Genomic DNA, 25832 nt, shown 5'->3' with positions numbered 1-25832 from the left:
ATATTTGAGGCCCGCCAACAATTTATATAAACCCGCCCCCACACAACCGATAATCTAGATTAACCTTTACTGCGATCGAAATAAGGCTACAATCTGCTAGAAATTAGCTGGTTCGGGGGATAATTCTGATTCCCCCAAATCCGTTGATTTCGAGTCAGCCGACAACTCAGTCTCGGCGACAGTAATTTCTAGTTTAAATCCTAATGCTTCGAGCAATTATACCAAACTGTAAATTTCCGCACCGCCGCTTTCAGTCAGCATCTTGTCGAGTTTTTCGTGATGTTCTTTTGCTGAATCAGAAAGAGCATTCATCCTGATTTTAGCCTCAATTACCTTTCTGATGGAATTTCTCAGGAGTGCGGGTTCAGGGTCTTTTTCTTCCAAAATAGCCCCGATAAAACCACCAGCGTGTTCGGCATCTTTGAGAGATTCAATTAGGGACTCGCGGTAGCTATCGCTGGTAGGCATTTTCATTGAATTTCCGTGGTTGTACTTCCATAATTTTATCGCAGTCGATCAGCAATTTCTATCGTAAGTGCGATCGACAGTGCATTAAGTGGGCAAATAAATCATACTTAAGACAGAGGTATTCGATAGACCAAATAGTAAACCTTATTTGAGGAAACAAAAGTTTAAATCAAACAGGGCATTGTGAATGAACTTAAGATCGATCGCACAAACCAATCTACTATTCGGCAGCCTGATAATTAGCCTCGGATTGCAACCACTTCCAGCAGCCGCGCAATCAGTCACCGACGCCCAAGTTTCCGCCCTTGTAGAAGCGCTGCGACAAGCCGCCCCGCCACAAGCCGCAAATGACGGAATGTACAGTCAGTGGCAAGTTTTACCGAACAATATTTCCCGCTGGGCAAAATTCTGTACCAAACAAGATTTAACACCGCAACAATTTGAGGCTGACGCGACAAAAGCCAAATCAATTGTTACCTGTATCGTGGGCGATTTGCTGCGCGACGAATACAAAGCTAGCAGCAACAATGAATTAACCGCTGTACGCCGCGCCGCTTGCTGGTGGATGACAGGCGACTCCGCAGCTTGTAAAAGTGGCGCCACTGCTACTTATGCGGATAAGGTTGTCAGCGTTTACCAGAAGCAGCCTAAAAAGTAAGGTTTGTGCTGCGGGATTTGGAATTTTTGACCGCAGATAGGGGCAGATTAACGCAGATTAACGCAGATTGGCGATCGGTTTCATTCCCCGATCGCCAATTCATCTTCTTTTAAAGTAACTGTTAGCCTAAATCCTAACGCATCCAATAACGCGATCGAAGTGTAAAGTTCAGAACCGCCACTTTCCGAAAGCATTTTATCGAGTGCCTCGTGATTTACTTTAGCTTGCTTTGAAAGATTGTTCGCCAGCAAACCTGCATCAATTACGTCTTGAATTTCCGCCCGCAGCAGTTGAGAATCCGGTGATTCTGCTTCTAAAGCCACACTCAGGTAAGCCGCAGCTTCGGCGAGGTTTTTTAGAGATTCAATTAGTGCGTTCAGCCAGCTATCACTGGTTTGCGCGATCGCGTTCTTCATATTCTGGACTTATAGTGTAACCCCGACAGAACTAAGGCAAAAAAATTGTTTATATCAAGTTCGGTTAATTGCTTATAAGAACCGGCCGGGCGGGTTTATGAGATTGTCAATTTTAGGCAATTATTATTGGTGAACCCGCCCCTACAGGAATTATATCTATTTAACCGAACCTGATATTACGCGCCAATTATTGGGGTAAGGTACGCACTGTGAACCCTACATATACTGCAAACAAACTTATCGGTAACTAAGCTGAATTACCCATTCTCTGCCTGACTTCTCATCAACTTTTGCACGCTGGCTAAAGCCCGATTTAATTCATAACTCTTTCTTTGTGAATTCTGCAAAAAAGCCTGCTGTTCTTCTTCAATCATCAACACATCCTGCCGCACCAAACCATCTAATAACTTTTGTGCAGCACCGAAACAACTATCTTTGATAAACTTGCGAAACCAAACAGGCAATTTGTGCAGCCGCCAAAACGCATTTAATGAGGTAAAATGAATTAAATAAGCACGAGTTGCTGTCTCGCTCACCGGACAAACCAAGCAGTAAATCTTAAAGTCGCTCCCCAAAGTTGAAACCCAGTGCGGGTAAACATAACTCACAGCCAGCGGTTCCGGGTGCAGTCGGCGCAGAGATTTAAAAAATAACTGGGAAATTGACCAAATTTTATCTATTTTGTAATAACTTTGTGCCTGATAGCGAGCAGTTACTTGATGCTCGTTTTCTTCTAAAGTATCTAACACTGGATTTGCCCAAGCTTGCCAATCATCGTGCAAGTGTCCGTGGTACATATCCATCAAGTTTTCAATTAAAAATGAATAGTGTGCCTGACAGTCGATGACTGAAACTGTGGCAATATAATTGAGATGTTCCCACTCTGGCAAATCCAATAAATCTATTTTATCGGCTTGGGTTTCGTCGCCGGCAAACAGCCAGATAAAACCGTTTTGTTCCTGGACTGGATAGGAGCGAATTTTGCAGTTAGGTAGCTTTTGATTTTCTGCTAAATAATCGACTTCGGCGCATTCTCCGCTTGTATTTAGCCGCCATCCGTGGTAAGCGCATTCGATTAAATCGCCTTTAATTTGGCCGTGGCTGAGTTTAACTTGTCGGTGCGGACATCTATCTTCTAAAGCGTTGATTTTGCCTGCACTGTCGCGGAAAAGTACGATCGCCCGATTCCAGATTTTAGCAGCGATGGGCCCAGTTTGCACCTCGCTGCTGCGGGCGATCGCATACCAGCGATCGAGATTAATGCCCAACTCGCGGATGTGAGTTTTTTCCCCTTTTCCAGCTACCGATTTTATCGCGTTGTTTTGCATTACAAATATTCCCAGATTACGCCCATAAAACAACCCAATTTTACAAAATAACAGCCCGGAAAGCAACGACCGTAAATTTTTCTAAATCTCCGTTCTGACAAATACCTATCGCTAGCTAAATGCTTCAACCACCCGGGCGACAATCGAAATTTTAATAATCTTAAAGCATTGCGAAATCCGTAGGTGGAACAGTCTGGATTAAAATCTCTCGCTGCACCTAATATGTAGCCTATTGTAGCAGGTGTCTCGACTTCCGATATATTATCTATAAAGACGATTTTTCCGTGCGGATTTAACAAGTTTTTAATTGCATGGAGGGCGGCGGGAAGGTTTGGCAGGTGGTGAAAAGTAGCAGAACTAACTATTAAATCAAATTGGCGATCGAGCGCTAATTGACTGGCATCCATTTGGATGTATTCGATATTGGGGGATGAGCGTTTTTGACGGGCTATATCTAGCATTTTTGCTGACAAATCAATGGCGACCACATTCTCGTAATACTGGGCTAATTCAAAAGCAAGAATTCCCGAACCGCAGCCAATATCTAAGACTGCACCTTTGCTGACTGATAGGTTGTTAGTAAAGAAATCGTTCTGGTTTTGCAACGAGGCCGCGAAATCGTATTCTGTTGCAAAAGCATCAAACGTTACAGATTTATTGCGAATTTTGCAGTTACTATTTAGCATTTATTATTGCTTTATACTCATTCAATAATATTTTAACCGCATATCCACCCCGCTTAACGCAGATATTTTTTTTGTTGGCAAGCTCTGCCTTTTCCCCTCAGCGAAACCACCCCCGCAAACGGTAACTCATTTTAAAAAAATAATGCAACTTTAGGAAATCTCTAAACCCTTATTGAATCAGTGATTTCCATTTATTCAAATCTAAAATCTAAAATCTAAAATCTAAAATCTAAAATGGTATGACAGGGGGCGGGTTTCACCGAGGATACCAGCCGATAATTGACGATTTATAAAGCCCGCCCCACTGCAAACCTTAGATTTTTAACACGCCTTCGGGATTCACCGTCAAGAGCGATCGCCTCTGCAAACCCTCCTGAGATAAAATAGCATTAGCTGCCAACAAACCGCTGCTAACCGCCCTTTCCATCAAACCGCACGGAAACGGCATTTTCACCCAATCTCCCGCAAACAACAGATTCGGAACAGCGCAGCAAGTTTCTGGTCTTTCCGCATAGCTACCGGGCGGATATCCAGAGAAATTCTTTTGATTTACCAATTCCCGGTGCAGCATATTTGCCTCTTTTAATTCCGGTACAATTTCGTACAATTCTTGCTCAAAAGTCGCCAGCAAAACTTCCTGATTCGGAAATTCCTTCTCCTTGTAACAATAAGCGTGCAGTTCCACTACACTACCGCCAGTTTTCTGATTCCACTCTATGAACTGATCCTGAATTTTGTGGTAAAGCGTAATGCTGTCAGTCAGTTTGTAGCCGGAAAGCGAACTGAAATTGCTGTGTTCCCAGGGAAATTCGCGATCGAACCAAAAACGGCCCACCGCAAACGGATCGGCTATTTTCAAACTCTCTATCCGACTCTGCACCTGCGGATTTACCTCACCGCTGGCCAAACTAAACAAATGCTGCATCCCCGGAACATCTGCCGCCAAAACATAATAATCAGCCTTCAATGTTTCTCCCAAATCTTGCGGCTGCGATTGGTTAACTTTTGCTGCTAACTGTACCTCATCTGCTTTTTCATCGACTACCTTAAATCGAGGCAAATCCCGCTGAGCAGGCCCGCTCAAAACTCGCCCTTCGGCATCAAAAACTGCGCCGTGACAAGGACAGTGAAATTGACCGTCGTTTTGTTTCTGAACTGTGCAGCCTTGGTGAGTGCAGCTCAGAGAAATTGCTTCTTTGCCCGACGGTGCGGCGGCAAATACGCTGTCCCCAGCGCCGAAATATTCGGTAGAGTTGCTGTCAGTTAACAACCTGTTTCGCTTCACCCAAAAAGGTATTTTACTTTGCACGTCTCCCGACTGATAACTCAGAGAATCAATCTTGCCGTTTTCCCAGCGAATTTCACTGACGGCGACATCTGTCAATACTTTGCCGCCTTTACTTTCAATGGCTCTGGCAATAGGCTGCACCAAACTCGTGCCCATATCTTGTCGCGTACCGTTGAATGCTAAACCCTCTGGATTTCCGAAAAAGTAAAAGTGGAAAAATTGCATTAATTCTCCCGCGCTCAATTCGTCGGGAGCGTTGAGGCTGGACTTGGCGAAAGGCAGAAAATACAAGTCATAAAGTCCGCGCGGAAATTCACCTTTTACCCAGTCGGCTACTGATATATTGTCGAGGCGAGCGAAACTTTTTTGAGTTTGAAAACCGCCTATTTCTCGAAATACTTGCCAGTGAGCAGGTTTGGTCAGATTGATTCCCCACTTGAGCCGATTGGGAGAAGATATCCCCAAGTCAACTATATTCCAGGGAAAAGCTGAATGGTTCGGACGGAAAACTTCGGGTTTGTATTTGCCGTCTCTAAACACAACGGCGTAGGATTCTAAAGATACAAAATTATCGGTAATTTCTAGTTCTTCGACAACACTTTTGAGGTTGTAGTATTGCGGAAAAAAACCGTGGAAACCGTGTTCCATCATAAAAGTTTCGTTCCCGACTTGTATCGGCCAACTAGCAATTTTGCCGCCGAGTTGGGGCGATTTGTCGAGCAATGTTACGGCGAAACCCCGCTGGGATAGCTCGTAAGCACAGGCGAGCCCGGCCAAGCCTGCCCCGACAACTGCAACGGTTTTGCGCTGATTCAGCATTCGCGGCAAGTCAAGAGAATCTTGCACAAAAACGGCGGGCTCTGGCTTGGAAAACCGAGAGTAGCCCAGCAGCCCGCCTGCGGCACCGACTCCGAGGAATTTGAGGGCGGTTCTTCGAGAAACTGGTTGGGATAGCGGTGAATTGGTTGATTGACTCATCAGCGGTACGCGGTAACGGGCTTTAAACACAAATACGCCATAAGGCATATATCATAGACCGAAATCAGGATATGTGAAGAAATACTAAGACACATCCCCCAATCGGATCGCGATCGCACTTGATATGGTTCGATCGCACACAATGTATAGCAGAAGCAAGAAGGCTTTAGTTATCGTCGCCAGAGAAGCAAGAAAAAAGAACGAAAGAGCGATCGACCGCATAGGGTAAAATTCTCTAAATAATTAAGTATTGTTATTTATATTGCTCAACTCTTAGCAACCGCCGCCAATGATGTTAAAAGACTAGGAGCTTTTCAGGCAAAATATTAGGCAAAAGGCAGTCTAGACAAATTGTATGAAATAACCTGGCAGATATCCGAGGCAAAACAATTAACCAGTCGAGCTTTAAGTAAGTTGGCGCACAAAGACTGAACTCTTTTAAAACAAGTAAATACACATAATATATCTACTGAAATTACTCAATATAGGGTCGCTCGATTTAGGGTATTCCTCACTCAACACCAAGACAAAACCCGATTAAACCTGAGAACTGCGGATGTGCCACAAAAAGTCAAAGACGCCCCTAGAGGTAATGCCTGTTAAATGCGCCTGGCTGCTATGTAAAAAACAAGACTTACATGAATAAAGCGGCTTTTTGCCTAAGTCCTGTTTGTGCAAAACTTCTGCATAATGTACAAAAATTTACATAAATGGTGAATTTCTTGGCGCGGGGACTCTGTTGGCGCTGCTGTCCACACCCTACGGTAGATATTTGCGGTTGGTGTTGAATGCTAAAATAATGCCGCGATCGCCAGCACAGTCAATCAATTTTAGATTTTAGATTTTAGATTTTAGATTTTAGAATTGAAGCATTCACTTGCGCGAGATAAATTCGGGGGATCCTCGATCGGATACAGGTTTTTTATTTCTGGACGGGTGAATCACGTGGCGGGTATCCTGGATGCTTGCGGTCAAAATTTTCACCCACATCCAAACTTTTGCCAACTGCTGCCGCCAACGGCGCTATTAACCGCCCCAAATTATGCAGTACCAATCCCAGCAGCAACGCCAAAAACACACGACTCAGAAAAAAATTAAAAAAGCTATTTTTTACTGTTTGATAGCAATATTTTTCTGCTGGAGTACCGCGAACCTCGCTACAATTGCCCAAAACACAGGCCAGGGCGGGCCGGGCGGGCTAGAAATGAGAAATTTGCTCGATCGGGGAAACCTCACTGAAGCCGTAACCAGAATAGAAGAAAGCTGGGAAGAAGACTATCAAACATACTTTGAACAAGACTTTAAAGGCCGTGCGAAAACGGCCGAAGCAATATCAAAAACTCTCTCCCGTTTAGCAGTTCAAACCAAGAAAAAACCCGCTTTAATTTACGCTATCGGGCGCACCGACCAACTAGAATTAATCTTAATATTACCCGATCGCCCGCCAATTCTCCGCAGCGTCCCGGAAGCCAAACAAGAGAAACTGCTCTCAGTAGTCCAAGAATTAGGTAGCGAAATCACCAACCCCGTAAAACTCAACACCACCACCTATCTAGAACCAGCCCAACAACTCTACAAATGGATAGTTGCACCCCTAGAAACAGATTTGGAAACAGCAAAAATTGAAACCTTGCTATTTTGCGTCGGCGCAGGTTTGCGAACCGTACCCTTAGCAGCAATGCACGACGGAAAGCAATTTCTGATCCAAAAATACAGCCTAGCCCGCATCCCCGCTTTCAAACTCACAGACAGCAATTACACCGACCTCAGAAACGTGCAAGTCCTAGCAATGGGAGCATCAGATTTCGCAGAAACGGCGAACAAAGAACCGCTGCCAGCAGTTCCATTAGAACTAGGCGCGATCGCCCGACAGTGGCCCGGTCAATCCTTTCTCAACCAAGACTTCACCCTAGTAAACTTGCAATCCCAGCGACTGCAACAAAAATACGGAATAATCCACCTCGCCACCCACGCAGAATTCCGCCCCGGAACCCCAAATAACTCCTACATTCAATTTTGGGACACCCAACTTAGACTAGATCAAATGAGAGATTTAAAATGGAACAATCCGCCCCTCGAACTGTTAGTATTAAGCGCCTGCAGAACCGCCTTGGGAGACAAAGAAGCAGAACTCGGATTTGCAGGTTTAGCGCTGCAATCAGGAGCAAAATCAGCCCTCGCCAGTCTGTGGTACGTCAGCGATGCGGGGACTCTCGCCCTGATGACCGAGTTTTACCAGCAGTTAAGAATTCGCAGGCCAAACGACCCTCCAATCATTAAAGCTGAAGCAATGCGGCAAGCACAAATTGCTGCGATCGAAGGCAAAGTGACGATCGAAGGCGGTCAACTGCGAAGTGCGCGAGGCGACATTCCCTTGCCCCCGTCCATCCCCAAACTAGACAGCAAAGATTTATCCCATCCGTATTATTGGGCAGCTTTCAGCATAATCGGCAGTCCTTGGTAAGTGGGCCTCTTGACCGACACAGGTGATAGGCTATAAAACATAAGTAATTTAATATCTGTAGCTGTCGCTCAACAAACCACCACCAACCTGTGACGAATCAAGCGGGAGCCTTCAAGGGGAAAGAAAGATGAAAAAATTAGAATTTTTGCTACAGAAAGAAGGCGATCGCGCCTGGTTGCCCCTAGAAACCTCCGACGTGGAAATTCTAGAAGGTAAATACCGCGTGGTTGCTCGCATTCAGCATCCCAACACCGACATCGAAATTCGCGTTACCCATACCTCCTTCGACCAAGGGGCGCAGCGGAAAGTCCAAAGCCGATCGGCCCGCACCAACCCCGAAGGATTAGTCGTGATCATTCCCTACACCAGGCTCAAACCCGGACTGTGGGAACTATCCTGCTTGCCTGATCCCAAAGCAACACCACTAAAACCTTGGCAGTACGGCGTTCAGTTGGAAGTATTGCCCGCAGAATCGGAAACCTCCGAACCCCTACCGCCGATCGACCAAACCGAACCTGCTGCTTCCACTCCAGCCCCACAAATCGCAGCAGCGGTCGATCGCGCAGCACCAAAAATCGCAGCAGCGGTCGATCGTCCCGCACCACAAATCCCAGCAGCCGATTCAGCACCGCAGCCGAACAAAATCTACCAATTCCCAATTCCCCAAACCCCCCAACCCAAACCGGGCGTCAAACTCGAACTCCTCCTCGATCGAGAAACCTTCGTCACCCAACTCGGTCGCCCCTTAATCATTTCCGGCAAAATCGACATTCCCCAACCCCCCCAACAAAGCAGAAAAACAGCAACTCTCATCCCCGAATCCGAAGCGAGAGAACTCAAACAACTCATCGGTTCAGCACAACTGCAAATTTACCTGCGCGATCCCCAAACCTCAAAAATTCTCGCCCAAATCCAGCAGCCGATGCCAGAACAAGTTCCCCCCTGCATCTTTGCCTGCGTCACCTACATCCCAACCGAGTGTAAAAGCCGCCTAATTTTAGGAGAAGCAATTCTCAGCAGCGGCGGCGTCACCCTAGCCACCAAACTATTCACAATTACAGCTCGTTTAGAGCACCTTCTAGAGGAAATTAAAGACAATTTCATCGAAGAAAAGCATCAAGCCGAACCCTCCCCAACAGCCTCAAAACCGTCTGGAAGCGCCAAAAATATATCCTTCCTCAAGCTAGTAGAAAAATCCTTAGACCCTCCCTCCCCTGCTGAAGTCCCAACCGCTGAAGCCCTACCCCCTCTACTGGCTTCGCGTCACACCCCAAGTGCAGGCGGTCTAGATTTGCCCGCATTCGGTAACAAACTGCCCGACAGCAGCCGATCGCAATTGCTGTCGGAAATCTCCAATTCGTCTCGAACAGCCCCAGAGTCGATCGACCCACAAACCAAAGCCTCAGACATCTCAAATCCCACTCAAACAGCCGAAATCGGAGCGATCGACCAAAAACCTGAAAACAGCCCTGAATTAGAAACAACCGCCCCAGAAACCCAGCCAGCACCCACAAAACAGGCATTTCAAACCTTAAACGTCGAAAGTCGATTTTGGTCGCGACTGAGTTCCCTCGCCAGCAACAGCGAATCCCCTGACTGGCTCAAAGCAACCACCCTGTCACCAACTTCAAAAGCCGCCGCCAATAGCAGCGACGAAATTGCCGTTGTGGAAGAAAGCAGCGCAACCCAGCAGCAACCCGAAACCAGCGAAACAATTTCCGATCCCAAATCTACTAGCCCGGAAGCCAGAGAATTTGTGGTTTTTGACGAGCCCCCGCAGCCGAAACAAGTTGCTCAAAAAACCAGAACAGCCGCCGCAGAAGACACTCCCCCAACTCCCTACGTTTTGCCAGAAGACGAGTTAGTACCGATGCCCATTTTGGAATTGCCGCGGGCCGAAATCATCGCGGGCCAGGCTGTAAAAGTGCAAGTGCAACTCCCGGAATTAATGCCCCGGATTTATGTGAAAGTTTGGGTGTACGATCGGCAAACCTACCTGATTCTCGACGGGCCGCGCTGGATTACCGAATTTAAAGCTAACGGGTTGGGAAATGTGCGAGCAAGTATCGAGTTAGAGATTCCCTACGGCTGCATGGAAGTCGAATTTGAGGCGATCGCCGTCGAAATGCAAACTCAGCGGGAAAGCCACAAAGTAAGCGTTCACCGCCAAGTTTTACCCCCAGCCGGGCCAACTTTACCCCTCGAAGGGTAAGCCCAAATCCGCGTGCATCCCCGTTCATCCGCTGACATCTGCGGTTAAAAAATCCTACTTACTTGCCCGCCAACTGCCGAAACTTCTTCTTAAACTTATTCTTATACACGTAGATCGATCGCTGTAAATCCTCAAGTTGCAGCGACATCTCGGCAGCCAAACCCGTGCGGTTCCAAACATCTTCCTGACACTTGCGGCGGCAAAAATTCATCGGTTCCGAGTAAACTTTCCCAGTAGATAAAGTCGGCTTCGGCCCGCACCAGTGAATCACCGTCGCCTGAGTGCGATCGCCCGCAGGCCCGCTTGACTCAACCGGAAACTGCTTCCTCAGCAAATCCTGGTCAAAATCCGGCACCAACAACTGCATATCCACATTCTGCACCCGCAGTCGATTTTCTTGTGCCCCCCGGAAAACCATCAGGTTAAAAAAGCCCATGTCTCCATACTTAAATATCTCTGGATGTTCATCATTAAAATCCAGAATCTTTCTATACTCCTCTAAGCTGAAAACACCTCGCTTCCCAAAGAATGTGCCTGGACAGACATAGCGAGAGCGATAGTCTTGCCAACGAAAATCTGGAAAATACTTTTCTACTCCCGGAATGTCAAAGAAAAATTCCGTGATATCCGCATCCGAGTAATCATTACAAGGCTGGTCAATAATAAAGTCGAAGTCTTTAAAATTAGCCAATTTGAGGACATCTCCCCAAACAATTGTATCTGCATCCATCACGAGAAAATTTTGCCAAGGACTTTCCCAAAAGGGAATCATATGACTTTTTCCCCAACCAAAGCTTCTTTTTCTCAGAAGTGGCTCAGAGACGCTATCGTGATTGATGACGCGCACTCCGTAAGCTTTTTCTAGAGGACTCACGGAAAACGTACCGTCAATCAACAGACAAATCGGCACATCTCCCAGGAAATAGCGGATGCTAGCACAGCAACCCTTTGCAAACAAATAATCTTGGTCGCAGCAAGCAATAATAACACCAAAATCTTCCATAAAACCTCACTTTTTTACTAATACCAGTAACCCAAAATAATGCAATTGTATGCCGATGTTTCCAACTTGTATGTCATCAGTTATTTCCAATTCTTTAATCGAAAATCGAAAATCGAAAATGGTATAACTTGCCCACCCACAGCGTTTCGGTTTTTTGTTCTGACAGCAGCTCAATTTTTGAGTTTGGCATTTTAGCCAGCTTAGCACTAAACTCCTGCGATCGTCCCTAGGCAAAAACATCGTTCAAACCGCTAGGAATCTCGGGCATAGTCGATCGGTCAAGCAAGTGAGCTTTCCCTGCGCCAACAGCGGGTCAATCGATTGCGCGATTTTAGATTTTAGATTTTAGAATTGAAGCATTGACTTGCGCGAGATAAATACGTTCGGCAAGTTTCATCGGATACAGGTTTTTTATTTCTGGACGGATCGATCGCGTGGCGGGTATCCTGGATGCGGGAATTGTCAAGCACTACCAGTTCAGTCGTACTCAAACAACAAAAAAGTTGTGTTAAAGTAGCGGGAAATTAAACCCGCCGACGAGCCGTCTCAAAAAGGGCGATCGTCCTGGCAAGTCCCGACGGCAGCGGGCCTCAAAAAACCAAAATTGGTCAAGCCTGAACCTTGGTTTGGATCGGGTCAATCTACCAGCCTTTAAGTCTCAGTTCCCCACTCATGGCGGGAAAATAGCCCCTGCCGGGTCGCGAGGTTTAAACTTAGGTTAAAAACCTTGACATTATAGGATATAAAGCTGTATAAGGGATGCGACAAGCAGCCACAATCCTACCTATAACTGTCTGTTAAGTCGGGCGTAACCGAGGACTCTGGGCAGTTGTCAGTTACAGGCAGATTGTGGTTGAACCCGTAGAACCAGTTATCGATCGCCCTGGGAGCAACTCAAGCAAATCTGGCGATCGAGAGATGAAATTAACAGGTGATGGTATAATCAACCGTAAAGTAATGTGGGCTTGACCTGAATTGATGCCTGGGGGTATAAGGGCTAGGCCCCTACGTTCAAGCAGAAGTAGACACGCCTACTGTGAATCAACGGTGAATCAACAGTTATGGATAGGTTCTATTTTGGCAGTTATTGTCAACAGGCAAGCAACCACAAAAATTAGCAGTTGGGAATTGCTGCTCGTCGAGTTGAATAGAGTGTGAAGGTGTGAGGAAAATGAACAGAACTTTTTGGAATTTACTGCTAGTATCCCCGGCAATTCTGGGGCTATCATCAGTCATGAGTGCCACTGCGATCGCCGCAGAAGCGACCGCAACCCCTGAAGCCAACCAACTAGCTAAAGCTCAGTCATCTGAGTCAAAAATTGCAGAAATAGTTGGAGAAATAGTTGCAGAACCAGTTGCAGCAGCCCCTGCTGCCCCAGAAAACCTGGCTTTAAACAGCAGCCTCGAAGCGGCCCCAACCCCGGTCGTTAAGGAAGCAGACGCTGAAAAAATCGCCTCAATCGAACCAGAAACCAGCGCCGCAGCACTGCAAACAGCACTGCAAACAACAGGGAGCGACATCGAGTTAGCAGCCCCAATCGCTCCGGCCAGCGCAGCAGCGACTGAACCCCTAGCAGCAGCAGGCACTGCCGAACCCTCGCCCCAAGCATCAGACTTGGCAGAGCAAATCAGCCAGACAGAAGTTGCTGGGAAAATTGAAGTGCCAGCAGTCGCCAGCACCCCAGCTACTACTCCAGCTACTAAGGTAGAAATTGCTCAGACACCAGCCGCCGGAATGGGCGGCCCCATCGTCCCTGTTGCTCCCCAAGCACTGCCGGCCCAACCGTCGGGAACCATGTCCCAGGTGACATCAGTCACTCAGCTCTCCGACGTGCGGCCGACAGATTGGGCATTCCAAGCCCTGCAATCCCTAGTCGAACGCTACAGTTGTATCGTAGGCTATCCCGACGGCACCTACCGCGGCAACCGCGCCCTGACTCGCTACGAATTTGCAGCCGGCGTCAACGCTTGCTTAGACAACATAACCAAACTAATTGGGTCAACAGGTAACTTGGTTACCCGAGACGACTTAGCCATCCTGCAACGCCTGCAAGAAGAATTTGCAGCCGAACTGGCTACCCTGCGGGGACGAGTAGATGGCCTAGAAGCTCGCACCGCAGAACTCGAAGCCAACCAATTCTCCACCACCACCAAACTGGCTGGAGAAGCCGTTTTTGCAGTCAGCGACACCTTCACCGGAGATGGTTTGAGCCTTGAGGACGACAAAACTGTCACCACCCTAGGCTACCGGGTGCGGTTGAACTTATTGACAAGCTTCACCGGTCGAGACTTGCTCAGAACCCGCTTGCAAGCAGGCAACATCGCCCGCTACGACAGAGCCACGGCTACCGGTACCAACATGGCTCGCCTAAGCATTGAGGGGGGTGAGAGTAGCAATTTCATACTTGAGGAGATGTACTATAGTTTCCCGATGGGTAACGCTACATTCATTGTCGGTCCTCAAGGACTTGACCTGGATGAAATTGCAAACACAGCTAGTCCCTTTAAGTCTACAGGTACAACTTCAATTTCCAGATTTGGATCTCGTGGTAACCCGGCCGTATTCCGCGGGCCGCAGGGAGCTAGCGCAAGTATGACTTACAACTTCGGCAACTTCCAAGCTACCGCAGGCTATCTGGCCGGCGACAGCGATGCTCCTAACCCCGCAAACGGCAGGGGCGTTTTCAACGGTTCTTTCAGCGCTTTGGGTCAGATAGGCTTTTTTAGCAAACCGTTTGATTTGGGCCTGACTTACACCCGGAAATACAATCGCGCAGGCGATGTTGGCCTCATGGGCGGCACCGGCAGTTCTTTGGCGGAGCAGCCCTTCGGTCAAGCACCCACCGCATCCGATAACTTTGGCGTGCAAGTTAACTTCAAACCCAGCAGTCGCTTTCAGATTGGCGGTTGGTACGGTTATACCAAGGCCGAACAACTGCGGGGTGGCAACAATGACGCTACCATCCAGAATGGTGCTATCACTTTGGCCCTAGCAGATTTTGGCCGGCAAGGCAACCTCCTCGGTTTTGTCTTCGGTGTACCGCCAAAAGTTACTGAGAGTGATGTCGCCAGAAACCGCAACACCTCTTATCACCTAGAGGGTTTCTATCGCTTCCAAGTCAATGACTTTATCTCAGTGACACCGGGCGTTTACGTGATTCTGAATCCCGAACACAACAACAGAAACGACGATATCTGGGTCGGACTCCTCCGTACTACCTTTAATTTCTAAGGTTTCCAGACATCTAGTTACAGCTAAAAGCGGTAGGCGACTGCCGCTTTTATTTATTGGTCATCAGGCGATTTTAGATTTTAGATTTTAGATTTTAGATTTTAGATTGTCATCAGTTAACAGTCATCAGTCATCAGTCAACCGTCAACAGTTCACAAATTATGAATTTTGGCGACAAATCCCAAATACCGAGGTGTAGCCGTGCAGAAATGTGCTACCGCCGACGGGGCCGATTTCGCCGTTGCAGAAAAAGCCGCTCAGGGGGATGTTTTTGAGGTATCGGCTGAAGAGTCGGGAGTCAAAGTTCGACTGGCCGTAAAGCCCTTCACCGCGGCCCAGACAAGAGAACATTAAGGCGCCGGCGCTAGATGTACCACTGTACTCGGCGGCCCGCTGATAGCGATCGAGCAGCATCTCTAGGTCTTCTGCAGAGGTGCGCGCGTCGCGCAGGTGAAATTGGATGCGCTGTCCGGGACGGACTCGATCGCCGATCGCAATTGCCCCCACTTTCGGATCTACTCCCAACAGATTGCGGATTAAAAAATCTCCCGGCTCTAATGTCAGCTTGAATTCATCGCTAACTACGCCTACAAATAACGAGTGCTGAGCTAATTCTCGGTCTTCTTCGCTCAAAGTTTGAACTAACTCTCGCAAGGCCTCTAAGGGCGATCGCTCGATGCCCCCGCTGCCCGTATCGTCGGTTTGTTCTTCGAGTTTCAGCAAAATATTCCGCTCTCCTTCCGTCACCCGATAAGGATGCCCGATCGGTCTGCAGCCTTGAGCTACGATCGTTTCCAAAACTATATTGCCGCTCAAAGCTACCCCAACCGTCCCTTCTCGGTAAAGCTGATAGTCGCAAAACAGCGCCGCGCCCCTGCCCGCACCGTCCCCGCCGGCGAGCCCCCCTACCTTCGCCGCACCCGGATAGGCATAATCTAGCCCTTGCAGCAAATCGTTAATTTTTGCGGAAAAGGGGTCGGCCAAGATGATGAACTGCGGTTCTTCCTGGGCCGGCACGCCCAAGAGATCCACCCAAGTATCCGGGGGACTGTCTAAGTCCGGCAGTTCTTCTGCACCGACGTGAAAAGTTCTGACATTCACTCCCGGCAAGCGCGCCAGACTCAGGCTGACTGCCGGAGCTCCCTCAACTTCTTCGGTGAGGCCGCCCCGGTTCGTGCCGATGACTCCTCCCCCGCCGCAGCCCAGGATCGCGGGCACTGGCAGCAGTTCTCGGAGTAAAGGCATCAGCCGAGAATACTCGCTGGCAAAGGCAGACGAGATAAATATCAGCCCTAAATCGGCCGGGCCTTCTAGGTCGCGATCGGCTTGTTCTATAACTTCTTTGAGCGCTGATTCCAAAGAGGGACGGGTTGATAAAGCGCTGACCCATTGCATTTGGTTTTGGGTGTACATAAGGCAAATTTCTCTATAAAACTATCTCTATACATTAGGCTAACCGGAACTGGCCACTGGGGGGACGCTATTCTTGGGCGATCGATTCCCCATCGATTGCCGTTCTTGTGTTAACATAAGTTAACATGAGTGTCCCATTAATCTGTTTAGTGTAAAATGCCGTATTCAGCTAAATCTTAAAAGATAAAGCTCAATACAGTTTGACACACCAACCTCGTGTAATGTTTTCATCAAAAGTAAGGTCAGCTCGACCTACATTGATGCCTGGGGACTCTTCCCCCGCCCACGGGGTAGAGAAAAGCAGGAAGTAGAGACGGCTGCTGCGATCGTACTTATGGATGGTTTCTCTCTGGGCTGCTGCAACAGCAGCGCATCTCAAGCTATTATTAGCTGGAGTCGCCAGACCGAAACAGCAAATCCCACCCAAACTAACATCCAAAAAGAAAACCTTTCTTACTTAATAAGGTCAACGGCCCAGGTCTAAAGACACGCTCGCTTCGAGCCTAAGACTTAAACCACTGTTGACCCGCCGTATACTTTAGAAGTCTACGTTTTTTGAGTTATGACACCAAGCGACTGCTTAGCTACTCCCTTGCTCTGTCGTTAACGGTTAAACATCTTTATTTGGGTTAAGGACGTGCCGTTAGCCGAACAAGCTCACTAAACAAAGGCGCGTGCTAACATTACCTAGAAATAGGTCGGGGACAACCATATTCTCCTACACTTTCCTACCAACAAGTTTTATGACAACAACACCCTCCGTCAACATCCAAGAGAAAATTGAAGAAGAACTAGAAAGCGCTCGTACCGTCTGTGACCTCAAGGGCGCAACTTCCGGGGAATGCGCGGCGGCGTGGGACGCAGTTGAAGAACTGCAAGCAGAAGCTTCCCACCAAAAGCAAGTCAAACCTAAGAATTCTTTTGAAAAATTTTGCGACGACAATCCTGACGCTGCTGAGTGCCGCATCTACGAGGAATAAACGAGCCATTTAGCTCTATGCCGAACCTCCCGCGCCGAAATCTAACTTTTGGCGCGGGAGAATTTTATTTTAGGGGTTGAGCCTTGAAATAATGGTGAGATTTGCCCTCTATCCCAATACGGTTCAAATCCGCCAGCTTCCCCCTCGCCCCCCAAGGGGGACAAGAATTTGCTCTTGCGTCCCCCAAAAGGGGCGAGGATGGGAAGGAGATATCTCAAGAATAAACAGTTTTAACTCAAGCGTATTGCCGTCTATCGTGTCTCAAGTACCTTTCAAAGCGCGCCAAGTACCTTAGAAAATGTAGCAGTAACTAAAACATTAAGACCGTGTTCTGGTTGCTGATTTTTTAGCATTTTTGTAGTAAAATTTGTGACAAATAAGTGAGTATATTTTCCCAAAGATGTTGAGTCTTTTATTGGCAGCCACCGGGCCTTGGTTTCAACCGCTAGTGTGGATGGATTACCGGTTGTCTGTGTTATTAACAATTTCGATCCCGCTGGTAGTGCTGATTTGGGCTGTTGTGGCAAAAGCTGAGGCGATCGTCCGTTTGTCGATTATTTATTGGCGGGTGGCGAGTTTGCTGGCAATTACACTTTACCTGATGATGGCTGCGCTGCCTGTGAGCTTTGTATCGTCGGTGATTGGGAGGGCATTAATTCCTGCTAGTCTGTGGTTTTGGGAGGATTTAAACGAAGAAATTGCCGATCGACCGCAGTCGCCCCTGAAACTGGCTTTTACAGCTTGGCGGTGGGCGATTACTGTTTACAGCGGTTTGGGCGCTCTAGCTCAACTTCCCTTCTTAAGCTGTGCTTTTAAATCGCAAATTGAGGTAATTGACGAACCTTTTTGCCGCATTTGGTTAGACCCACCTTGGCTCTACAAACAAATGTTTCACCCTAATACAACCCCTCAATTTTTGGGATTGTTGGGGATGATTGGTTTAGCTATCTATGTAATTTACTTGTCATACTTTGTGCTGATTAGACTAGGAAAACAGGGGAGGTCAGCTACCGGAAATTAAGTTGAGTTTTAGTTAGTATTTCCTTCCTAAATTGCAGCTAAATTATTCCACCAAAATCTCATAAATCCCAAATAAAAACAGCCGGGGCGCATCTAGGATAAAATCAAACTAACAGCCGGGTGGCTGACGTGACCCGCCCAAAAACGGATACAAGCCGTGGACTCCAGTCGTGGATATCTAACAATTTTAGACTAAGGTTCCAGCTTCCAGATTCATCTGTCGAGAAAATCTAAAATCTAAAATCTAAAATCGACTGACAGTAATGTTATTGGGAAAGACTGTGATGGATAGCAAACAAGCCTACTTACAGTGCTTAGACAGGCTGATTTGGGCGATCGATCGCCTGGAAGCAAAAGTCGAACCAAGTGAACTCGCTCGGATTGCCGAACTGATTGTTCAGCCGATGATGGGGCCATGGCGGTTTTTTCACACTCCCGAACATATTTTTGAGGTGGGGGGAGATGAAGATGCGATCGAGGTTTTGGCAGCTTTATTTCACGATACCGTCTACCTACAAGTCGATCGCAGCATTAACTTTAACGTCAGCTACTACATCACTCCTGTTGCAAAAGAGGTTAACCAACACCTACAAATTCGGGATAAATCTGAACTGCCTGCGGATGCTACCTTCGAGATGGTAATGCTGGTATTCAATTTTGTACCGGGCGAAGTCCTCAATCCTTTGGCTGGACAAAACGAATTTCTCAGCGCTGTCGTAGCAGCAAAAGCTCTAGAACCATTTCTCAAACGCGAGCAATTGCTTCAAATTGCCGGCTGCATTGAAGCAACAATTCCGTTTCGTGCCGCCGATGCGGGAGTAACGGTAAGCCAGCGTCTTTATGAGCGCTTGCAAGCAATAAATAGCCTGTTTAACCTCAGTTTAACGGACGAGGAAATGCGGGAAACGGTCAAAAAAGCTGTGCGAATCTCTAACCGGGATGTGATGAGTTTTGCTCACCATAGTTCAGCCCATTTTTTGGCAAATACCTGGAATTTACTGCCGGAAACCAATCACAATCTCATATGCTGGGGTTTTTACACGGTTCGCGACTACCGAGTTGCTTTGGTGAAGATGGAAGGTTTTCTGAATTATCTCAAGCCAGAAATAATTTTCCGACAGTTTGAGGGATATCCAGACGATCGCACCTATCAGCGCTGGGAAACTACTGCTAAGTACAATCTCGAAATTGCGAAGCTTTATTTGGGGTGCAAACTGGCTGCCCTAGCCCTGCTAGAAGCTCTTTCTTCGGATTTGGGGATTGAGGTTTCTCTGGCGATGATGATGGGAGGAATTCCGGCTCAAGTTCCTAACTGCGTGCGCCTGGAAAGCTTTTTTCCAGAAATAGAGAAACCTTATAAACCTAAAATTAGTTTAGAAGCGGAAGTATTGAATTTATTAGAAAATGGGCGGGCTAAAAGCACTTCTAATACCGATTTGGAGAGTTCGCCCCTGACAACGTTTGTGGTAAAAATTGTTGGCTTTGACGAAATGCGCTATCAGTGCGATCGAGCTAAGGAATTTTTTAGAGAAAATCTCAACGCCGACGAGTTTATTTCCGACTTTAACCCGACAGTTACAGAAATTGTCATTGATTCAATTCTCAAGTTGTTTGACAGCCGGAAATCTACTATCTACCGATACTACGATATCACTTCTAAGTTAAAGTCGCAACCCCAGAGCAATTTTCTCGCTCGCCCTTTTCGTTCACATGGTTAACTAGCATTAAATACAGTATTTTTGCATCTTCTATATAAAAAACTATTACTTAGCTTATATAAGAGTGGAGCGATTACACCGTGACAGGATTGATTGCCTCGCTTTCCCTACGTCAATCAGCCTATCCATCCCGGCACTAACAGCCCTACAGGTATGGTGTGGGACTTCCGGCAAAGATGCTAAAAGTTGATAAAAAATGGAAATTCGCTGCTGTTTGCCTTTGACAATTATTTTATACAAAAGGGATTTGATAGCGGGCTGTCACTCATTTGAGCTACCCCAAATAAGCGTCACTATAAAAAGCGACTGTTAAAGCACTTCCCCCCACAGCTACAACTGGGGAATAGCAAGTTCAAACAACTTGCAAACCACTAATCCCCAATCAAACAATGCAAACCACAAATTCTATTTACGCTCAATTGCCCCTTTGCTCTTCACTGCCCACACTGAAACGAAATAATAGCACCACTGCCAATCAAAACGTCCGCTATCTCCAACAATCCTTAGTTGAAAACGGATATCCCGTCGCAACTGATGGATTCTTCGGCCCAAAAACCGAACAAGCAGTCATCAGATTTCAAAAGGAAAATCAGATTGCTGTTGATGGCATTGTCGGCCCTCAAACTTGGAGTCTATTAGGCGCTTGTTATACAGGTGAACCCGGATGTTAAATCCAAGTTAACTAATCCTAGGCGCAGGGGTAGCAAGAAACTGGGTTTTTTCACAGCAATACTTCCTTTCAGCCCCCAGAAACGCTCAACAATCTGGTGGTTTAGCGAAGCCAAAACCCCGTTTCTGCCCGTCACAAGTGCATCCAGGACTGTTAATTAACATCATTTCCGCACTTCTCTGCTTTTAAACAACTTGCAAACAACCAATGGAGAATCAAACCATGCAAACAACAAACGCAATTCGCACTGAATTACCTTCCTGCCGTTATTTTCCCCTACTCAAACGTAACGATGGCGTCACCCAAAATGAGGACGTTCGCTACCTTCAGCGACTCTTGAATGCCAGCGGATTTTCTTTAAATACTGATGGAGGATTCGGCCCGAAAACCGAACAAGCAGTCATCAATTTTCAAAAGCAACAAAAAATCGTTGCTGATGGCATTGTCGGCCCTAAAACTTGGAATAAATTGGGTGTCTGTACAACTATATTTTAAAGTTTGTGCAACCATCTTTTAAAGAGAGTAGGGCGTGCAGTGTGCGCCCTATTTTTCCGTCGAAGTTTCCACCCCACACCACCCCTCCGGGGCTCCGTACATTCGATACTTGCGAGAGCGTTTGAAATACAGCATGGCTACGCGATCGTCTGGATTAATTTGTAAAATGTTTTGAAATACTTTTTGGGCGGCAACAAATTTTTGAGCGTAGTAAAAATTTAGAGCTTCTTGAAAAATCTCCGCAGTTTGCTGCTTGAGTACAATGCTTTCCTCTGTTTCTGTATCGTAAATTTCAAACACCGACACAGCATTTGTCTTTCCTTTCACCGTTACTCGATCGACAAATCTGTACTTATATTTTTCTGGATCGTCTAGGCGATCGATAATTGCACCGCTAACTAGAATGCCCGCGCCGTAAACCTTAGTCAATCCTTCCAAACGAGACGCGAGATTCACCGCATCAGCAATCACCGTACTTTCCATCCGTTCTCGTTCGCCGATGGTACCCAACATCAAATTGCCCGCGTGCAAACCGACGCCGATCGCGATCGGAAACAAGCCATTTTTTTCTCGCTGCTGGTTATAGAGATTTACTTCTTTCTGCATATCAATTGCTGCTCGCACACCATCTTCAGGGGATGTAGGAAACAGTGCCATGACTGCATCCCCAATGTATTTGTCAATAAACCCGTTATTTTTCCTAATTGCAGGGCTAACCCTTCCCAAGTAAGTATTAATAAATGTAAAATTTTCATCCGGTGTCATATTTTCGGAAAGCGCAGTAAACGAGCGAATATCAGCAAACAGCACTGTCATATCTCTTTCCTGATGTTCGCCTAATTTTACTTCAATAATACTCGGCTTTTCCAGCAAGTTTAGAAAATCGTGCGGCACAAACCTGCCGTAGGCTGCATTCAGTTTTGCTAGGCGAATTTGCGTATTAATTCTCGCCAACAATTCCTTTTTTATAAAAGGTTTAGTTACATAATCATTGGCTTCTAAGTTAAAAGCTTCTACCAAGTCAGTAGTTAGATTTTTTGCCGTCAGCATCAGAATCGGCATTTCTAAAGGCGAGTATTTTTTGCGGACTTCTCGACATACTTCATAACCCGTCATCTGCGGCATCATTACATCGAGTAAAATTAAGTCCGGCTTAAATCCTGATTCAATCAGATTTAAAGCTTCTAAGCCGTTGCTCGCTTGAGTAATTTCGTAGTTGGCTAGAGAAAGACTGTTGATGATGACATGAATATTAATCGGCTCATCATCAACTACCAAAATTTTTAATTTTTCACTTTCTAGCGACTCGCTATTGTCTGATACCTGAGAATTTATTATAGAGGATTGGCGGGCTAGTTCAGGAGTGATAAAAATGGGAGAACCCTCGGTTAAACGCGGCTGTATGCTGCTAAATTCCGGTTGACTCTCAGATACGGGCAAAGTAAAGGTGAACTGGGAACCGACGCCTACAGTTGAAGATACCGAAATTTTACCTCCGTGCAATTCCACTAATTGCTTGGCAACAGTTAACCCTAAACCCGTGCCGCCATATTCTCTAGCAGTGGAACCGTCAGCTTGTTCAAAGGATTCAAAAATTCGTTCTAATTTATCTTCGGGGATGCCAATACCGGTGTCAGATACACTAATCGCTAATTGGGAATTAGGCAGTGATTGTGCGTTGCCCGTTACCAATTCTGCTGAAATTTCAACTCTGCCGCTTTCGGTAAATTTAATTGCATTGCCTATTAAGTTGTAAAGTATTTGCTGCAAGCGATTCTCGTCTGCTGCTATTGGCGGCAATTCAGGAGCGACTGAGTTAATCAACTGCAAGTTTTTTTTGCCTACTAATGGCTGAGACAAAGTGAGAATTACAGAGACTATTTCTCGAATACCGACTGACTTAATTTGCAGTTCTATCGTTTTGTGTTTTAGCTGAGAAAAGTCCAGAAGATCGTTAATTAAAGAAGACAATCTTTTGCCCGATGATGAAATTAAAGCTAAGTTAAAATTTGTTGGTTCTGGCAGTTGTCCGGTAGCACCGTCTATTAAAGATTCTGCAATACCAATAATGCCGTTGAGCGGAGTGCGGAGTTCGTGGGAAGTATTGGCTAAAAATTCGTCTTTCAGTTTGTCGAGTCGCTGCAATTCGGTATTTTTAGTTTCTAAGGCAGTAAAAGATGCTTGCAGTTGTTGTGCCATGCTGTTAAAAGCAGCGGCAAGTACGCCCAATTCGTCGGAGCGATCGAGCTTGACAGTTTGGTCAAATTGTCCTTCAGATAAAGCTATTGCTGCATTTTTTAATTTTATAAGAGGTTTGATAATCCAGCGAGAAGTGAGAATTCCTAACACACTTGCCATGCCCAAAGCTGCCAGACATAGCAACACTGTAGTTCGGTTGCCCGCATGAATTTGTTCCATAAAGTCGGCTTCGGGAACGACAACGACAATCAGCAAATCTAAACCCTTGTCGTCTTGAAATGGCAGGACTTTTAAAAATTTCTGCTGGCCGTTGATTTCAACATTTATTTGCTGCGATTTTGTAATTTGGTGCAAGTTTTGAAAGTGACTTTCTAAATATTTAGCTGTAGTTTGCGTTACTGCGTCGCTGCTTTCTGTAACTTTAAACAGTTCTTTTTGACCGTTTTGGGTGCGGAAAGGTTTTTCGGCTGTGGAAGTTGCCAGCAGCGTGCCGTTTCTTTCGATAATAAAAGTTTGACCAGATTTACCTATTTTGAGGCTGTTTAAAAATTGACCGATACTGTCGAGACGCAAAGCAGCAATTAATACTCCTTCTAGCTGTTTCTGGCTGTTGTAAACTGGTTGCAGCGCGCTGAGGAGTAAGGTGGGTTCTAGGAAGGATATATAAACTGAACTCCAAGTTGGTTTGGCTTCTAGAGCCGCATAGGCGTAGGAAGGGTGCTGTCGGATGTCGAATTTTTTAACGGAGGCGGCTACTGTCGTGCGATCGCCCGTATCATTAGTATTGTAAGAATAAAAATTAAAATTTGTAGAAGGCCCCGATGCGTTAATCAATAAAGTGCCATTAGACATCTTTTCGCCAGTGCGATATTCTCCATCTTGATTAGCGATCGACGTAAAATTGATATAAGGATATAATTGCACTTGTCGCCACAGATACTTTTCCCAAGCTGACAAGTCTTTCATGTTTACAAAACCCAGTTTCACCGCATCCAGCTTGCTTTGATTGATTTGGTGCGGAGTTTGCAGATAAGTTCTCAAATTTTGCTCAATGCGATTACTTACCTCTCCCATCAATTGAGCCGCAAGGTCATTCACTGCTCTTTGAGAGTTCCTAAATGATAAATATCCCACAATACCCACCGCTGCAAATACTTGCAAGACAAAGGGAACTATGAGTACAGTTTGCAGCGTTGCTTTTTTTGAAAGTTTTGCCACTAAGTGCTTGAGAGAAAGAGTGGACATAACATTAGTTTAGGTTGAAAAACCCAGTTAATACTTGGAGCTAGTTCTTACCGCTGGTAAGTATTATAAACCATTTTGTACTTAAACACAACTTACACAAGGAAGACGCGATATCGGTTCTACAATCTTTCATCTTATACCAAATTATTAAAAGTCAAAGCGAACCGTAGAGACACGGCATTTCCGTGCGATCGTCCCCGCGCCGGACAAGGCATTTCCCTGTCCATACCGATGTTCGCATACAATATATCTGTATCACTACTTTTGATCCAAAGCTTCTATCCCCGACTCTCCTTGTGGCACTCCAGACATTCCATTCTTTAGAGAGCGCTGAGAGTAAATTGCTGCTAAGGAATGAGAATTAAATAACTTCCACTCTAGAAAGTGGGATGGGCGTCCTGCCCGTCTTTTAAGGACGGGCGGGACGCCCATCCCACAATAACAATTAAAATTGTAAGTTATTTAATTCGCGATCCTAACTTATCTTGAGGCTTTCTTTCGCAAATCTTATTGAATATTTTTTGCGTCTAAGTAAAAATTTTCTCGAAATAAAGCTCCAAATATTTTTGAAATTAAGCAGCATTTGCCTGTTTTAGTTGAATGCTTGGTTCTGTTTCTGCATCATACAGAATATTCCAGGTTTATGAATTATACCGCGCTCTCACGGGGTTTATTTACAGTTCTAGGATTGAAACTGATTCTGTTGCTCTAAACCTGGTCGATCGCAATCTAAATCTACATTAAATATGCTGTAAAATATTGAACAAGTAGGTTTTGCAGACGGAAAATTTGCAACCTTTTTGAGACAATTTATATTATGTGCGCTTACTTCCGGCTGTTAAAAAAGGTTTAATTAAGGATAAAATATTGGCTCGCTGCCCCTGAAATTAGCCACAAAATTAAGCTATATTATAGCAGATTTCAGGAAAGTGAGATTTGCTATGGCTGACTCTATCGCTCGTCGCTTGGAACAATACACGGTAAAACGATCGCACGAAGTTTTAATCGTCAAGGCCGAAATAGACGGCGAATTCGATGAAATTGCTATTTTTAAAGGCTTTTCTAGCTCCCTGACGCGATCGACCGCGAGCGATCCAGAGGTTCCAGTTTTGCCGGAGGAAGCAAAAATTGTCAGTGTCGATCGCGTGGAGAGCCCCTACAATCCAAATAACCCCCGCTATCTTCAGCAGGGGTTATCTTGGGAAACAATGCAATCGCTACTCTCCGAGGTAGGAGTTTAGCAAGATATTAAGGACACAACATTGTTCATTACTGTCAACTTAAGCCTGAAACCATCTCTAAATCAGGGTTGTAGCCGAGTCTAGATCCCCCTAAATCCCCCTTAAGAAGGGGGACGAA

General features: G+C 46.1%; 19 protein-coding genes. 10 read left to right on the top strand and 9 right to left on the bottom strand.

Annotated elements, in window-relative coordinates; genetic code table 11:
• Window positions 1–216 precede the first annotated feature (216 nt).
• Window positions 217–474, bottom strand: coding sequence for a transcriptional regulator (locus QUA50_RS01850; RefSeq protein WP_333260829.1), 258 nt, complete (start codon window positions 472–474; stop codon window positions 217–219).
• 181 nt (window positions 475–655) lie between these two features.
• Between QUA50_RS01850 and QUA50_RS01845 the strand changes: the two genes are divergently transcribed.
• A complete protein-coding gene (locus tag QUA50_RS01845; RefSeq protein WP_333260831.1) occupies window positions 656–1126 on the top strand; it encodes a hypothetical protein in 471 nt (156 codons plus the stop codon).
• A gap of 80 nt (window positions 1127–1206) precedes the next feature.
• Here QUA50_RS01845 and QUA50_RS01840 read toward each other — a convergent pair whose 3' ends face one another.
• From QUA50_RS01840 to QUA50_RS01825, 4 genes are all read right to left on the bottom strand, one after another.
• A complete protein-coding gene (locus QUA50_RS01840) occupies window positions 1207–1542 on the bottom strand; it encodes a transcriptional regulator (RefSeq protein ID WP_333260833.1) in 336 nt (111 codons plus the stop codon).
• Between the two features lie 257 nt (window positions 1543–1799).
• Window positions 1800–2870 (bottom strand): aromatic ring-hydroxylating dioxygenase subunit alpha, encoded by a 1071-nt coding sequence (locus QUA50_RS01835; protein ID WP_333260836.1) that lies wholly within the window; start codon window positions 2868–2870, stop codon window positions 1800–1802.
• A complete protein-coding gene (locus QUA50_RS01830) occupies window positions 2870–3556 on the bottom strand; it encodes a class I SAM-dependent methyltransferase (protein WP_333260838.1) in 687 nt (228 codons plus the stop codon). Before QUA50_RS01830 ends, QUA50_RS01835 begins: the two co-directional genes overlap by 1 nt.
• A gap of 313 nt (window positions 3557–3869) precedes the next feature.
• A complete protein-coding gene (locus QUA50_RS01825) occupies window positions 3870–5870 on the bottom strand; it encodes an FAD-dependent oxidoreductase (RefSeq protein ID WP_445243139.1) in 2001 nt (666 codons plus the stop codon).
• Window positions 5871–6864: 994 nt separating this feature from the next.
• Between QUA50_RS01825 and QUA50_RS01820 the strand changes: the two genes are divergently transcribed.
• Together QUA50_RS01820 and QUA50_RS01815 are read left to right on the top strand one after the other, a co-directional pair.
• Window positions 6865–8286, top strand: a complete 1422-nt coding sequence (locus tag QUA50_RS01820) for a CHAT domain-containing protein (protein WP_333260840.1) — start codon at window positions 6865–6867, stop codon at window positions 8284–8286.
• Between the two features lie 127 nt (window positions 8287–8413).
• Window positions 8414–10498, top strand: coding sequence for a hypothetical protein (locus tag QUA50_RS01815; protein WP_333260843.1), 2085 nt, complete (start codon window positions 8414–8416; stop codon window positions 10496–10498).
• Window positions 10499–10556: 58 nt separating this feature from the next.
• Here QUA50_RS01815 and QUA50_RS01810 read toward each other — a convergent pair whose 3' ends face one another.
• The gene (locus QUA50_RS01810; protein WP_333260846.1) at window positions 10557–11501 is read right to left on the bottom strand and encodes a hypothetical protein; all 945 of its coding nucleotides are present in this window, start codon (window positions 11499–11501) and stop codon (window positions 10557–10559) included.
• A gap of 1171 nt (window positions 11502–12672) precedes the next feature.
• On the opposite strand from QUA50_RS01810, the gene QUA50_RS01805 reads away from it, so the two are divergent.
• Complete coding sequence (locus QUA50_RS01805; RefSeq protein ID WP_333260848.1) at window positions 12673–14733, top strand: iron uptake porin; 2061 nt, start codon at window positions 12673–12675, stop codon at window positions 14731–14733.
• A 159-nt stretch (window positions 14734–14892) separates the two neighbouring features.
• Here QUA50_RS01805 and QUA50_RS01800 read toward each other — a convergent pair whose 3' ends face one another.
• Together QUA50_RS01800 and QUA50_RS01795 are read right to left on the bottom strand one after the other, a co-directional pair.
• Window positions 14893–16128, bottom strand: coding sequence for an FIST N-terminal domain-containing protein (locus tag QUA50_RS01800; protein ID WP_333260851.1), 1236 nt, complete (start codon window positions 16126–16128; stop codon window positions 14893–14895).
• A 208-nt stretch (window positions 16129–16336) separates the two neighbouring features.
• Entirely contained in the window at window positions 16337–16585 is a 249-nt protein-coding gene (locus QUA50_RS01795; protein ID WP_333260854.1) for a hypothetical protein, read from the bottom strand.
• 304 nt (window positions 16586–16889) lie between these two features.
• Between QUA50_RS01795 and QUA50_RS01790 the strand changes: the two genes are divergently transcribed.
• The 5 genes from QUA50_RS01790 (at window position 16890) to QUA50_RS01770 (ending at window position 21029) form a co-directional block, all read left to right on the top strand.
• Window positions 16890–17126 (top strand): Calvin cycle protein CP12, encoded by a 237-nt coding sequence (locus QUA50_RS01790; RefSeq protein ID WP_333057930.1) that lies wholly within the window; start codon window positions 16890–16892, stop codon window positions 17124–17126.
• A gap of 400 nt (window positions 17127–17526) precedes the next feature.
• Window positions 17527–18147, top strand: coding sequence for a DUF3177 family protein (locus tag QUA50_RS01785; RefSeq protein ID WP_333057931.1), 621 nt, complete (start codon window positions 17527–17529; stop codon window positions 18145–18147).
• Window positions 18148–18409: 262 nt separating this feature from the next.
• The gene (locus QUA50_RS01780) at window positions 18410–19864 is read left to right on the top strand and encodes a hypothetical protein (RefSeq protein ID WP_445243138.1); all 1455 of its coding nucleotides are present in this window, start codon (window positions 18410–18412) and stop codon (window positions 19862–19864) included.
• Window positions 19865–20253: 389 nt separating this feature from the next.
• Window positions 20254–20535, top strand: coding sequence for a peptidoglycan-binding domain-containing protein (locus QUA50_RS01775; RefSeq protein ID WP_333226791.1), 282 nt, complete (start codon window positions 20254–20256; stop codon window positions 20533–20535).
• Window positions 20536–20756: 221 nt separating this feature from the next.
• Entirely contained in the window at window positions 20757–21029 is a 273-nt protein-coding gene (locus QUA50_RS01770) for a peptidoglycan-binding domain-containing protein (RefSeq protein WP_333260860.1), read from the top strand.
• 48 nt (window positions 21030–21077) lie between these two features.
• Here the strand turns inward: QUA50_RS01770 and QUA50_RS01765 are convergent, their stop codons facing one another.
• Window positions 21078–24473, bottom strand: coding sequence for an ATP-binding protein (locus tag QUA50_RS01765; protein WP_333260863.1), 3396 nt, complete (start codon window positions 24471–24473; stop codon window positions 21078–21080).
• Between the two features lie 941 nt (window positions 24474–25414).
• Here QUA50_RS01765 and QUA50_RS01760 point away from each other — a divergent pair.
• Entirely contained in the window at window positions 25415–25714 is a 300-nt protein-coding gene (locus tag QUA50_RS01760) for a DUF7734 family protein (RefSeq protein WP_333260866.1), read from the top strand.
• Window positions 25715–25832 lie beyond the last annotated feature (118 nt).

Origin of the sequence: Microcoleus sp. M2_D5, from assembly GCF_036701935.1 — a bacterium.
GTDB lineage: Bacteria > Cyanobacteriota > Cyanobacteriia > Cyanobacteriales > Microcoleaceae > Microcoleus.
The sequence above is the reverse complement of the archived record's forward strand: the minus strand, read 5'-3'. Positions and strand labels throughout refer to the sequence as shown.